This window comes from Bacteroides sp. M10, assembly GCF_014334015.1.
GTDB classification, from domain to species: Bacteria; Bacteroidota; Bacteroidia; order Bacteroidales; family Bacteroidaceae; genus Bacteroides; species Bacteroides intestinigallinarum.
In genome coordinates this window covers 1,362,015-1,376,539 of record NZ_CP060488.1, presented here as the reverse complement: position 1 = coordinate 1,376,539, position 14,525 = coordinate 1,362,015, and the positions used below count along the sequence as shown (strand labels likewise).

Annotated in this window: 6 protein-coding genes; 5 read left to right on the top strand and 1 reads right to left on the bottom strand. The window is 41.3% G+C overall.

The window, feature by feature from the left end; genetic code table 11:
• Position 1: 1 nt before the first annotated feature.
• Both H8796_RS05120 and H8796_RS05115 read left to right on the top strand, forming a co-directional pair.
• Complete coding sequence (locus H8796_RS05120) at positions 2–1,780, top strand: glycoside hydrolase family 66 protein (protein ID WP_117932549.1); 1,779 nt, start codon at positions 2–4, stop codon at positions 1,778–1,780.
• 186 nt (positions 1,781–1,966) lie between these two features.
• Positions 1,967–4,483 (top strand): glycoside hydrolase family 31 protein, encoded by a 2,517-nt coding sequence (locus tag H8796_RS05115; RefSeq protein WP_117932551.1) that lies wholly within the window; start codon positions 1,967–1,969, stop codon positions 4,481–4,483.
• Positions 4,484–4,529: 46 nt separating this feature from the next.
• Here H8796_RS05115 and H8796_RS05110 read toward each other — a convergent pair whose 3' ends face one another.
• Entirely contained in the window at positions 4,530–8,591 is a 4,062-nt protein-coding gene (locus H8796_RS05110) for a two-component regulator propeller domain-containing protein (protein WP_117932553.1), read from the bottom strand.
• 332 nt (positions 8,592–8,923) lie between these two features.
• Between H8796_RS05110 and H8796_RS05105 the strand changes: the two genes are divergently transcribed.
• From H8796_RS05105 to H8796_RS05095, 3 genes are read left to right on the top strand one after another with little or no spacing between them, the layout of a single operon-like run.
• Positions 8,924–10,123, top strand: a complete 1,200-nt coding sequence (locus H8796_RS05105; protein ID WP_117932555.1) for a glycoside hydrolase family 88 protein — start codon at positions 8,924–8,926, stop codon at positions 10,121–10,123.
• A gap of 25 nt (positions 10,124–10,148) precedes the next feature.
• Positions 10,149–11,399 (top strand): alginate lyase family protein, encoded by a 1,251-nt coding sequence (locus H8796_RS05100; RefSeq protein ID WP_117932557.1) that lies wholly within the window; start codon positions 10,149–10,151, stop codon positions 11,397–11,399.
• Between the two features lie 24 nt (positions 11,400–11,423).
• Entirely contained in the window at positions 11,424–14,516 is a 3,093-nt protein-coding gene (locus H8796_RS05095) for a TonB-dependent receptor (RefSeq protein ID WP_074635808.1), read from the top strand.
• The last annotated feature ends 9 nt before the right edge of the window (positions 14,517–14,525 follow it).

Here is a 14,525-nt window from a genome sequence, read left to right as displayed (position 1 = left end):
GATGAAAAAAATAATATATCTGGTAGCTGCTTTCCTGTGTATGGCTTGCAGTGATGATAATGAGTCGAACCAACAGAAAGGAGGAGCTTCGGGCGGTGTTACCGAAGTGACTCCGGTAACATCGGATTTAAGTGTGGACCTGTCTACGGACAAGGCTTTTTATAAACCGGGGGAGAAAGTGGTGTTTACAGCGGATGATGCTTTGCCTGCCGGAACTAAAGTGCGTTATCGCCTTTCGGGTGAAACGGTGGGAGAAGAATCGGTAAATGGTACGAGTTGGACATGGCAACCGCCTACCACTGATTTTAAAGGGTACATGGCAGAGCTTTACCGTCAGGAGAACGGAACGGATGTAATAGTCGGTACGATTGCGGTAGATGTATCCAGTGATCCGGCACGTTTTCCGCGTTATGGTTTTGTAGCTGATTTCAGTCAGGAGAAGACAGCCGAAAAGACACAGGAAGAGATGGAGTACCTGAACCGTCATCATATCAACTGGGTGCAGTTCCAGGATTGGCATAATAAGCATCACTGGCCGTTGGGTGGTACACGTACACAGTTGGATGAGGTATATATGGATATCGCTAACCGGGAGGTTTATACAAGTTCGGTGAAAAATTACATTGAAGCGCAGCATCGTTTCGGTATGAAGTCTATGTTTTATAATCTTTGTTTCGGAGCGTTGAAAGATGCTGCTACGGATGGAGTGAAGGAGGAATGGTATCTGTTTAAGGATGCTTCTCACACGACTAAGGATAGTCATGACTTGCCGGGTGGATGGAAAAGTAATATTTATCTGGTAGATCCTTCTAACAAGGAATGGCAGAAATATCTGGGCGAAAGGAATGACGATGTATATGCAAACTTCGCTTTCGATGGTTATCAGATAGACCAGTTGGGACGACGTAGCACGCTTTATAATTATAGTGGTATTCCTGTTAACTTGCGTGAGGGATATGCCTCTTTTATAGATGCAATGAAGCAGGTGCATCCGGACAAGAGTTTGGTGATGAATGCGGTGAGCCGTTACGGTGCCCGTCAGATAGGGGAGACGGATAAAGTGGATTTCTTCTATAATGAAGTATGGGCGGATGAGGCTGATTTTACCAATCTGAAAGCTATTCTTTATGAAAATGGAGTATATGGCGATTATCAGTTGAATACGGTTTTTGCAGCTTATATGAATTATAACAAGGCGGATAACCGGGGAGAATTTAATACGCCGGGTATTCTGCTGACGGATGCTGTCATGTTTGCTTTGGGTGGTTCGCACCTGGAGTTGGGAGGCGATCACATGTTGTGCAAAGAGTACTTTCCGAATGAGAACCTGACAATGAGCGAAGGACTGAAAACAGCGATGGTTCGTTATTATGATTTCCTGACTTCTTATCAAAATCTGCTTCGTGACGGCGGTACGGAAAATAGTGTTTCCATGAATTGTACTAATGGCGAAATGAGATTGAATAGTTGGCCTCCTCAACAGGGATCAGTTACTACTTATGCCAAGCAGGTAGGTGGCAAGCAAGTGATACATCTTCTTAACTTCTCACAAGCGAACAGCCTTAGCTGGAGAGATGTGGACGGCACGATGCCGGAACCGATCTTGATTACGAAAGCTGCTTTACAAATGAATCTGCCGGCCAAAGTGAACAAGTTATGGGTAGCTTCACCGGATGTACATGGAGGCGCTTTGCAGGAACTGGCTTTTACGCAGGAGAACGGAGTTGTTTCTTTCACATTGCCGTCCCTGAAATACTGGACAATGGTTGTGGCTGAATAAAAATGATTGTAAGTCTTCTAGCAAACTAATCTTATATTATTAGGCACGGATTACACGGATTACACGGATTTCACGGTTTTTAGAATGATGGAGTATGTAAAACAACAGCGTTAATCCGTGTAATCCGTGCCTTAATTTACTATATGAGCAATAATGCATGAAGCGGCTGTAGATAGAATAACTAAAATGATAAGTATGAAGATGAGATATAAATTTTGGGTATGGGCGTTGTGTTTGGTATTCCCGACATTGGTGTGGGCGGAAAGTGCAGCGCGCACATGCACTTCTTTTACACAACAAGGCCGTCAGGTGACTTTTCACCTGACGGACAGTGCTGCGTTGCAGTTACAGCTTTGTAGTCCTTCGGTAGTCAAAGTTTGGTTTTCGCCCGATGGACAACTGCAACGAAAGAATGCCTCTTTCGCAGTGATTAATGAAGAGTTGGAAGATGTAGGAACCGTCCATGTAGACGAACAGGCAGCCTGTTATGAGATCTTTACTCCGAAATTGCGTATTCGGGTAAATAAATCTCCGTTGAGTCTTCAGATATTTGATAAGTATCAGAAACTCCTGTTTAGTGATTATGCCGACAAGGGGCATGTGAGTGAAGGAACAAAGAAGACGGAATATAAAGTGCTCCGTCGTGACGAGCATTTTTTCGGACTGGGAGAAAAGACAGGAAAGATGGACCGTCGTGGCGAATCTTATAAGATGTGGAATAGTGACAAACCCTGTTACAGTATAGTGGAAGATCCGCTCTACAAGAGTATTCCTTTCTTTATGAGCAGTTATCGGTATGGTATTTTTCTTGATAATACGTACAAAACGGAATTTAAGTTCGGTACGGAAAGTCGCGACTATTACAGCTTTGAAGCTCCGAATGGTGAAATGATCTATTATTTTATCTTCGGCAAGGACTATAAGGAAATTATCGGCCAATATGTCGGACTGACGGGCAAACCTATCATGCCGCCGAAATGGGCGTTGGGCTTTGCTCAATGCCGTGGCCTGCTGACAAGCGAAAAGCTAAGTCGCGAAATAGCCGAGGGTTACCGGAAACGTGGAATTCCTTGTGATATTATCTATCAAGACATTGGCTGGACGGAATATCTGCAGGATTTCGAATGGCGCAAAGGAAACTATGAGAACCCGAAGAAGATGCTTTCGGATTTGAAAGGGATGGGTTTTAAGGTAGTAGTATCTCAAGATCCGGTAATTGCACAAGCCAACAAAAAGCAATGGGAAGAAGCAGATCGTTTGGGTTATTTTGTAAAGGACAGTACGAACGGTAAAAGCTACGATATGCCCTGGCCTTGGGGTGGTAACTGTGGAGTGGTGGATTTCACTTTGCCTGCCGTAGCCGACTGGTGGGGAACCTATCAGCAGAAACCGATTGACGATGGTATCTCCGGCTTTTGGACGGACATGGGCGAACCTGCCTGGAGTAACGAAGAGCAGACGGAACGTCTCGTCATGAAACACTATCTGGGTATGCACGATGAAATCCATAATGTCTATGGATTGACTTGGGATAAAGTGGTGAAAGAACAATTTGAAAAGAGGAACCCGGACCGTCGTGTGTTCCAAATGACGCGTGCTGCTTATGCCGGATTGCAACGCTATACGTTCGGTTGGACAGGTGATAGCGGGAACGGAGATGATGTGTTGCAAGGCTGGGGACAGTTAGCCAATCAGATTCCCGTAATGCTTTCCGCCGGTTTAGGACTGATACCGTTTTCTTCCTGTGACATTACTGGTTACTGTGGAGATATTGAAGATTATCCGGCTATGGCCGAACTCTATACCCGTTGGATACAGTTCGGAGCATTCAATCCTTTGAGCCGTATTCACCACGAGGGAGATAATCCGGTGGAACCGTGGCTTTTCGGGCCCGAAGCAGAAAAGAACGCAAAGGCAGCTATCGAGTTGAAATATCGTTTATTGCCCTATATCTATACTTATGCCCGCGAAGCTTATGATACAGGATTGCCTATCATGCGTCCTCTGTTTCTCGAATACCCAATGGATATGGAAACATTTTCTACGGATGCCCAATTTATGTTCGGCCGTGAATTACTGGTAGCCCCTGTGGTGAAGAAAGGCGCTCGTACCAAAAATGTCTATCTGCCCGAAGGTACATGGATTGACTATAATAACAAGAAGACGGTTTACACCGGAGAGCAATGGACTACGGTTGACGCTCCCTTGTCCTCCGTTCCTATGTTTGTGAAGCAAGGTTCTATCATTCCCACCATGCCGGTGATGAACTACACCCATGAGAAACCGGTATATCCACTAACTTTTGAAGTTTTCCCTGCACAAGAGGGTGCACAGGCTACCTTTACTCTCTACGAGGATGAAGGAGAAGACTTAGGATATCAGCGCAATGAATTTGTCAAAACGCCGATTGTTTGTAATACTTTGGCAAATGGATATGAATTGACTGTCTCTGTCCGTGAAGGAAAAGGTTACACTGTCCCCGGTCCGAGAAATCTATTATTCCGTATTTATTCTGCGAAAGCTCCGAAAGAGGTAACTGCCAAAGGAAAGAAGATAAAGAAAGCTAAGACGGAACGATTGGAAGAAGATTTAGAGAATGACACGGAATCTGTATTATGGAATTGGGATAAAGAAACCGGTGTATGTAGTGTGCGAATGCCTGATAAGGGTATTGATGAGCAGATTATGATTACTTTTAAATAAGTGGTGAAGCGTGCAAGACAAAAGTATCTTGCACGCATCCATATTACTATATTGAGTGATTATCTTTTTGTTCCTGGTGAAACTTACGATAAGCAGTAGGAGACATTCCGAAATACTCTTTAAAGCTTTTTCCAAAATAGTTTAATGAACTGAAACCCAGTTGGAAACTGATATCACTAATGTTGTATTCTTCATTCTCCCGAAGCATTTTTGCAGCAGTTTTCAGTTTTATATTTTGAATAAAATAATGAGGAGATTCCCCTGTTATCTTTTTCATTTTCAGGAATAGCTTTGTCCGGCTTAGTCCTAATTCTGAACATAACAGGGTGACGTTAATATCTCCGTTTCCTTCTTCCAACTTGGTTTGTACAATTCTTATTATATGATCGATGAAATCTTGGTCGAGCTTATTGTTGGTCAGTTGCTCTGCACTATTGTTTTCTAAAGTTCTGTATCGTTCCTGTAATTTTCGTCTGTTATTTAGTAGGTTAATGCATTTAGCGATTAGAATTCTGATATTAAATGGTTTGGTGATATAATCATCGGCTCCACAATTGAGTCCTTTAATATTATGTTCCACACTACTAAGTGCAGTGAGCAGAATGACCGGAATATGGCTGGTGTCAAAATGAGACTTTATCCTCGCACATAGATTTATACCGGAGATGCCGGGCATCATCACATCTGATAAAATAAGATCCGGTGAATTGAGCTGTGCGATTTTGAATGCATCTTCGCCATTCTTTGCTTCATAGATTTCAAAGATGGGTTCAAATATCTCTATGAGTAATTTCCTCAATTCATCGTCATCCTCAACGATAAGTAAAGTCGATGAATGATCGAAATCCTTTTTCTGCTGTATGATGAAATCTTCCAGGTTTTCCAAGCTCTCTTCTTCATTCTCTATACTAATCGGGCTATTGATTATCCCTGTGTTCCTTTGATTCTCTATGATGGTGATGTTTTTATCTTCTTTAAAGTACTCATTACCGATTGGTAATTCGACAATGAATGAACTACCTTTTCCTACTTCACTTTCAACCGTTATTTGTCCATGATGTGCCTTTACAATATTGAGTGACAGTGATAAGCCTATCCCTGTTCCGGTGTTGGATAGTTCTCTGTTTACAGAGTTGTTTACCTGAAAGAAACGTTCAAAGATTCGTTCTGTCATGTCTTTAGGTATCCCAATGCCGGAATCATTGAATGTTATAATTACGGAAGACGCAGAAGTCGTTATTTTAATCTCGACTGTTCCATTTTCCGGAGTGAATTTGAAAGCATTCGATAGAATGTTATTGAAAACCTTTTGTAGTTGTACTTCATCAAACCACGTGTATTGGCTCTTTTGGTCGAACACAAAATTGAAATGAATATTCTTTAGTTCGGCATAGCTAACGAAAGAATCATATATTTCCTGTGTGAATAAAACGATATCTTGCTGTTTGATTCTTAACGTGAAATTTTCTTTGTTGTATTTCAGGAAGTCGAGTAGTTCATTGATTAAAGCACCCATTTTGGCAGCCCTGTTATGTACCTCACGCAAGCTGTTCTGGATAGTAGCCAATGAGTAATTTGACATAAGAATAAGTTCCAGTTGTCCGGATATTAATGCGATCGGTGTTTTTAACTCATGTGATATATTTTCAAGGAAACGCATTTTGGATTCATTTATCGCGTCTTTTTGCAGTTTATCCCGCCTTTCAAGTTCCAGTGAATTTCTTAACAATAGCTTGGAACGGTAGAAATAGGCAATGCTGATAATGATGGCTAATATTAGCAGCGTATATAATAGATAAGCGTACCAGGTGGCATAAACAGGAGGGATAATCGTGATCCCCAGACTGATTTCATTAAGTTCGGCTTCATCTTTAAAAGAAATGTTTCTTACTTTTAGCTTATAGTCTCCATAAGGTAAGTTCATGTAGTTGATTGATTTTTGGGGATGAAATTCAATCCAGCTATTGTTATAGCCATCCAGTTTATACTGATATCTGGATTGTCCGAGATTTACGAAGTCGTTGGTTCCGATTTCGACAGATATATTATTCTCATGATGCTTCAACCTGATGCAGTCTGTTGCAAAAAGAGAACGAGGTAATATTCGGGAAGAATCATTTGCCGACACTTCTTTATTATTAACAAATAGTTTGGAGAAGAACATTTTAGTGGATAGACTTTCCGGAAACAAATTCTTTTCAGAAATCATGGCAAGGCCGTTTATTCCTCCCATGATGATACGGTTATCACTGCTTTTCATTATGTCACCCGGAATCATCGACGGCAAGACGAACTTGTTTTGTGACTTATAATTATAGCTTCTTTTTGTTTTGAGATCGATATGGGATAAGCCGTTTGCACTGGTGACCAAAAGCTGATGATCGGACAGAGGATAAACGGCACTTAGATAATCACTGTCGAGATTGCTGTTCTTGCTATTTATCTGTTCGAACCGATCTTGGGTCGGATGATAAATGAGAATACCTGCGCCTAATGTGGTGGCTATGATGCGATTGCTATTATCTTGAATAAGAGACGTAATGGTATTCTTGGAAGAAGCGGTGATTTTAGCAAGATATTTGTCAAGACTGCGTACATAATTCTGTTTGATACTGTAATAGCACAGATTATTCCCTCCAATCCACAAGTTGTCTTGCTTGTCTATCATCAATGAGTTTACAGCATAGATGTATTTGTCGAGAAGATGTATCTTTTGAATGCTGCCATCTTCCAGATTCATATAATATACTCCCGAAAGCGTGCCCAGATATAAGATATTTTTGTGACGGATGATAGCCTGAACGATTTCCGACCGTTTTGTATGGTCGGATAGATCGATAGTGAAATGTTTGAATTCTTTTCTGTCAATCGTGTAACTGCAAAGTCCGCCGAGATGAGTCCCGATCCATACAGTATTGGATGTATCATCATAATATAAAGTCTTGACATTATTGTGGGATATTGTATTGTTCTCTTTCGTATAGTATGTATATGCATCTGTTTCGGGTAGGTAGGATACCAACCCGTCTCCTTCTGTACTGATCCATATCCGTCCTGTCTTGTCTTCTATAATTTTGCTGATTACGGGTCCGATACCGGCATGTCCCAGTTTCAGATTATTATATTCAAAGATGTCAGTATGCGGATTGTAGTAATCCAACCCTCCATAGTAGGTACCGAACCACATTGTGCCTTGATCGTCTTTCATGATAATCCAGACAGAGAGGTTGCTTAGTCCCGCACTACCCTCTTTTTCCAGACCATAAAAACTGATATCACCTGTTTGCGAGTTGATGACATTCAATCCCAACATGGTTCCTATCCAGATATTTCCGTTGTTGTCTTCACATACTGTTCTTACATAATTGCTGGCTAAGGTAGGCTCCGTATATTGGATAACGTCGCCCGATGGAGTTAGTTTGAATAATCCTTCATTCAGGGTGCTCACCCAGATGTTGTTCCGGCTATCTTCGTTTATCGATATAATTTCACTGCGGGTAGTCAGTACTTTCTGTTGCCTGCCTGATGGATCAATGGTAAATACCCCGTCATGTTTGGTGCCGATATATAATAATTTGCCGGACGTTTCTTTCAGCGATGAGATACTTAGGTTGTTGCCATCAATTTTGTATTTGGCCTGACATATACCTTCTTTATAATTATAGACACTATCCAATAAACCGATCCATAATGAGTTGGTACCATAATTGAAGGCAATGGACGGCAATATCTGTGTGTTGGGCTGGCTGAATATGATACGGCTTTCCTCTTTTATCAGGTCATATTCAATGATGCTGTAATCCGTATTGACATATAAGTGGCCTTTCTTATCCCCACAGATTGTCGGAACAAGGTTGGACTGTATCCAGTTGTTTATTCCCATGAAGTTGACAGATTCGATATAATTTCCATTATATTTCTTCACACCGTCTTTAGTTCCAATCCATAAGATACCCGATTCATCCTGATAAAGTCCGTTAATCGTAATCTGGGGAAACATGGAATTGAGTGATAAATGCTGGAAGTTTATCGTCTCGAATCCAGCGATGGATGAGACGCATGAAACCAGCATAAATATAATAGCGACTAGTCTGTTATGTTCAGGCATATATTAAAAGCGTTAATTAAGTTTCTATTGTTTTCGGAACTTCCTATATTTAGTTTTGGTATTAATCTTAGGGATTCATATAATGGGGGACTATTATTATATATTTTATATCTGATAGCAGGTTCGATAATTACAAATGTATCGTTATTTTTTGAGATAATGAAACAAAAAACGGTTTGTAATAGGGATATGAACAAAATTATAGAACCTTTGGAACTTTTTTATCCAATGCTGCTTTCTGTAATCTCCTACTTTTGCTCTTGCTATCAGGAGAAAACCTTTGGATGGATCTTTAAATTTTTAATATATCTCAAATTATAAGCAAAGAAAATATGAAAAATTATGTGGCAATATGTCTGCTCTCATTGATGGTATCAGGATGTACGACAACCTTGGAACCTTCTATGGAACACATGGTCGATTATGCCTTGAACCGGGCGGTAGAACAATATAAGCATATGTATTCTGTTATGGATTCTATCCCGGAAATGTTACCCCGTTCGATAGATAAAAATGGCGCGCTTGAAACCTCGGATTCTTATTTCTGGACGAGTGGCTTTTATCCCGGGACTCTTTGGTATTTGTATGAATATACCGGAGATGAGCAGCTCAAGGAGATGGCTTCCAAGATGAGTGATAGAGTCGAGATCCAGAAGTATAATAAAGATAACCATGATGTCGGTTTTATGATAAACTGTTCTTTCGGAAATAAATACCGGCTATTGGGGGATACTTCCTGCATGGATATAGTCACTACTACAGCCCGGTCATTATCTACACGTTACCGTTCTGCTGTAGGATGCACACGTTCATGGAGTCATCCGGGCACTTTGCATTGGCAGTTTCCTGTAATCATTGACAATATGATGAACCTTGAATTACTTTGTCGGGCAACGGAGTTCTCGGGTGATAAATGTTTCTATGATATGGCAATTTCTCATGCTGACAAAACAATGGAGAATCATTTCAGACCGGATTATAGTTGTTATCACGTGGTGAATTATGATACAATCAGCGGCAATGCACTTCAGAAATGTACATGGCAAGGGTATAGTGACGAATCGGTATGGAGCAGGGGACAGTCTTGGGCATTGTATGGATATACTATGATGTATCGGGAAACGAAACAACCACGTTATCTGGAACAGGCAAAGCATATTGCCGGCTTCCTTCTTAATCATCCGAAGATGCCTCAGGATAAGATTCCTTATTGGGACTTTGACGATCCAAAAGTTCCGGATGCCTTGAGAGATGCTTCGGCTGCTGCCATTATGGCTTCTGCTTTACTGGAACTGTCGGGTTATGTAGACAAGGTAACCGGACAAGGATATATCACTGTTGCCGAAACACAGCTTAGAACACTGGCTTCGGACGAGTATCTGGCAAAGCCGGGAGAAAACTGTAATTTCATACTTAAACACAGTGTAGGCTTTTTACCGCAGAATAGCGAAGTGGATGTACCCCTGACTTATGCAGATTATTATTTTGTAGAAGCATTAATGAGGTATAGAGCCATGCACTTGAAAGAATAGAGTTACTAACTAAAATCATTACTATATGAAAAACAAGTTGATGAAGGTATCATTGTTACTGTTTTTGATGGTTCTCATCGCAGGCAAGTCACTTTCTCAGAACCAAACGGTTAGAATTAAAGCGGAACATCCCCGCCTGATTTTGTCGGGTACGGACATTGAGTTGATGCGGGGAAATGCTCTTTCGGATATTGAGCCTTGGAAAACAGCTTGGAAAAAACTGAAAGGTGAAATAGACGGTTATGCAGACAAGAAATGGAAACCGAATGTGTATCGGGGAGATGCCAGTATGTCTTTCTACAAAGCTGCTATACGTGACGGGTCGGCTGCAAGAGATTTGGCAATTGGCTATCAGATCACTAAAGATAAACGCTATGCGCACAAAGCCATTGAAATAATCAATGAATGGTCTTCTCCTAAAAATGTTCCGGGCACTTATTTCGATCCGGATAAATTCTATCCTAATACCGGAATGTTGGTTTCACGTGGCGTATTTGCGTTCCTTTATGCCTATGATTTGCTTTGCGCGGATAACTTGATAGAAAAAAGTAAGCAGATACAATTTGAGGCATGGCTCCGGATATTGCTTCCTCATATAGAAGAAGGCGTGAAACGCTGGGTGGAGAATGACTACTTTGGAAAACAATATTTTCAGAATCATATAGTTGCGGAAGCTGTGGGGTTGATGTCTATTGGTATTATTTTGCGTGATAATGAGCTGGTGAATTATGTATATGACGGAGAAACAAATCCACATAATATAAAGAAGGTAATTGAGGGTATCATTTTGATGAAAGGACAACCGCCTTACTGTGGTGAACCCGGCTCATGGCCAACACAAGATGGAGAGATAATGGATCGTTACAGGCATTTTGCATTGACTCATTACGGACAGACTACGAAGCCGAACAGAGCCTTACAGTATGCGGGATTATCGACTAATTTGCTAATGATAGCAGCAGAAATGGGACGTTTGAACGGGCTGGATCTTCATCATTATGTAGCTCCTACCGGTGAGAGTATTAAATTGCCTTTACTCTTCTATGCTGATTTTTATATCACTAAAGATGCTTCTATCAAGGGAGGATTTTATACAGGTGAAGACTCTTGGATTAACTACAACGATCAATCGGTATTTACACTGTGGGAGGTAGGGCATGCCCGTTATCCGGAGGAGAAAATCTTTAATGAGGTTTTGCGTACCAATGATCGTACAGCTCATAACCTGCATTTGTTAGGTCCGGTGATTTTGACTCATGGGCGCTGTATTGAATAAAATAATCTTTAATAATTAATATCTATGAAACAGAGAAACATCAGTAAAGGAATATATTCATTATATGTGATTATGTTCATGCTCATGATCCCGATAGGAGATCTGTGGGCTCAAGATCCGTTAAATATAAGCGGTAAAGTCGTAGATGTGAACAATGAGCCCCTGATTGGAGCTACCGTTCAGGTAAAAGGGAAGCAAACGGGGACTATCACTAATATAGAGGGACGGTTTTCTGTCAATGTTCAGGCAAAAGATATACTTGTCATCTCTTATATGGGATATGCTTCTCAGGAAATGATTGCATCAAAGGCTAATGGAGCGACTATTACTCTGGTTGAGGATGGGAAAACACTGGAAGAAGTGGTGGTAGTAGGATACGCCACCCAGAAAAAAGTGAATCTGACAGGTTCGGTATCTACGGTGAATCTGGCAGAACAGGCCGAAAGCCGCCCGATGACCAGTCTTTCAACCGGATTGGCAGGATTAAGTTCGGGACTGTATGTCAATCAGGGATCAGCCCGTCCTAATAACGATGGAGCTACCTTGCTTATCAGGGGACAGGGAACTCTGAATAATTCTTCGCCATTGATTATTATTGATGGGGCAGAAGGAAATATAAATGAGGTGAATCCACAGGATGTAGAATCAGTATCTGTACTGAAAGATGCGTCATCTTCTGCTATCTATGGTTCAAGAGCCGCCAATGGAGTCATCCTGATAACGACCAAGAAAGGCTCGGAAGGCAAAGCGTCGATTTCCTATAATGGGTATGTTTCTTTCCAGAAACCTTCGAATACAATTGAAACTGTATACAACTATGCCGATTATATGGAGTATTATAACGAAGCGGCTTATAATGTTGACCCGACGGCAATGCCGGTATATTCGGAACGGAAAATAGCGGAATGGAGAGTTCACCCCAATGAACCTTACTTGTATCCGAACACAAAGTGGGAGGATGAAGTTTTTTCAACAGGGGTGTCTACTAATCATAATTTATCATTCTCTGTCGGAAACCAGAAACTGAAAGCATTTGGCTCTGTGGCTTATCTGAACAATCCGGGTATTGTGGAGAATTCGGCTTATGAGAGATTTACTGCCCGTCTGAACGTGAATGCCGAACTAAAGCCTTGGATTACAATGGGGATGAATATCAGCGGTCTGAAATCAAATGCCGAGATGGGTTCCAAATACATGAGTTCGCTTTTTAGTAACATCTCCAGCCCCGGTATTGTCTACCGGCATCCGGATGGCAGGTATGGATCTGCCGAGAATCCGGAGGAAAATCAGCAGGTACAAAGTCCTCTTTATCATCTGAATATGTATCAGGGAGATATTGAAGTTAATAATCTCACTTCCCGTTTCTGGGCGAATATAAAGGTTTTCAAAGGTTTAAATATAGAGGCTTCTTACACGTATCGCCGTAATAATCTGCAAGAGGAAGAGACTCCGGTTTATGCTGACCGTTGGAGTTTTCAATCCAACACAATAACCCAGATGGCAGCCGGTAGAACGTTTGTAAGGAATAAGAATTGGACTAATACGCATCATGTAGCTGATGTGGTAGCTCGCTATCAGAAGACATTTTTTGATAAGCTGGATGTAGGCATATTGGCGGGAGCCAGTCAGGAAAAGGATAATGTAAAATGGTTTGAGGCGAAGAGATACGATCTTCTTGCAGATAATTTGTCGGTCATTAATGGTGCCACCGGGGATTCTGAAACAAGTGGGGCTGCCACAGACTGGGTGATGCGTTCTTATTTCGGACGAATAAATCTGTCATGGGCGGACAAATATCTGTTTGAAGGGAATATTCGCCGGGACGGTTCTTCCCGCTTCCATAAAGATCACCGGTGGGGGACGTTCCCTTCCTTCTCCTTGGGATGGCGTATGTCGGAAGAAAACTTTATGAATTCAATTAAATGGCTGGATATGTTGAAGTTGAGGCTTTCATGGGGTGCATTGGGTAATAATGCGGTAGATAATTATGAATACCAGTCTGTGTACAATAAAGATAATTATGTCTTAGGAAACTCTGTTGTGCCGGGGTTGGCACAGATACAGTTAGCTAATGCGTTGGTTTCATGGGAAACGACCTATGTCACCAATATTGGACTTGACTTCAGTCTTTTTGGCTCAAAGTTGGATGGAACAATAGAATTTTTCAATAAAGATACACATGATATTCTTATCGATCTGCCGGCACCATTGCTTGTTGGTAATGCGTCTATCCCTACTCAAAATGCAGCAAGAGTGCGGAATAGAGGTATGGAGATGAATCTGAAGTGGAATCATAGGATTGGTAAAGTAAACTATTTTGTGGGTGGTAATTTTACTTTCATAGATAATGAAGTAACCCGGTTTAAAGGAGAGGAAAGATCGATTTCGGGGACGAACATGATTCAGGAAGGCTATCCTATCAATATTCAATATGTATTGGCGGTAGACCGGATTCTTCAAACGGACGAAGATATGTTGTTTGTTGAAAAGATGATTAAAGACGCACCGGTCGATCCTGCTACCGGACAACGTGTTAACCCGTTTGCTTCTTATGGAACTCCGAAGAAAGGCGATTTCTTATATAAAGATTTGAATGGTGACGGTGTCATCGACGATAATGATAAATATGCAGTAGGGCATGGACTTGCTCCCCGTCTGACGTATGGCTTCTCCTTAGGGGCAGAATGGAATGGATTCGACTTCTCTTGTTTGTTCCAGGGAAATGCCGGTTTGCAGGTATATTGGCAAGATAAATTCTATATGGGATATATTAATTATGGAGATGTAATCAACAAAGAAATAGCCGAAGGTGCCTGGCGGGAAGGGCGTACAAATGCCACTTATCCCAGATTGCTGACCGGGTTGAATACGTTAAATGCCCAGCCGAGTGATTTTTGGGTTCAGAATAAGTCATATTTGCGATTAAAGAATGTTCAGATAGGGTACAAGATTCCTAAGAAACTTCTTCAAAAGCTGGATATATCCCAACTTCGACTATACACAAGTTTGGAGAATATGCTAACTTTTACTTCCTATAAAGGGATTGATCCGGAGATAAGTGGTACAACTTATCCGACGATGAAGCAGATAACGGTAGGTGTGAATGTAGTCTTTTAAAAAATATGA

Bases quoted from the DNA above. Each gene is read 5' to 3' on its own strand.
- H8796_RS05120 (WP_117932549.1), top strand. From the start codon at position 2: ATGAAAAAAATAATATATCTGGTAGCTGCTTTCCTGTGTATGGCTTGC.
- H8796_RS05115 (WP_117932551.1), top strand. From the start codon at position 1,967: ATGATAAGTATGAAGATGAGATATAAATTTTGGGTATGGGCGTTGTGT.
- H8796_RS05110 (WP_117932553.1), bottom strand. From the start codon at position 8,591: ATGCCTGAACATAACAGACTAGTCGCTATTATATTTATGCTGGTTTCA.
- H8796_RS05105 (WP_117932555.1), top strand. From the start codon at position 8,924: ATGAAAAATTATGTGGCAATATGTCTGCTCTCATTGATGGTATCAGGA.
- H8796_RS05100 (WP_117932557.1), top strand. From the start codon at position 10,149: ATGAAAAACAAGTTGATGAAGGTATCATTGTTACTGTTTTTGATGGTT.
- H8796_RS05095 (WP_074635808.1), top strand. From the start codon at position 11,424: ATGAAACAGAGAAACATCAGTAAAGGAATATATTCATTATATGTGATT.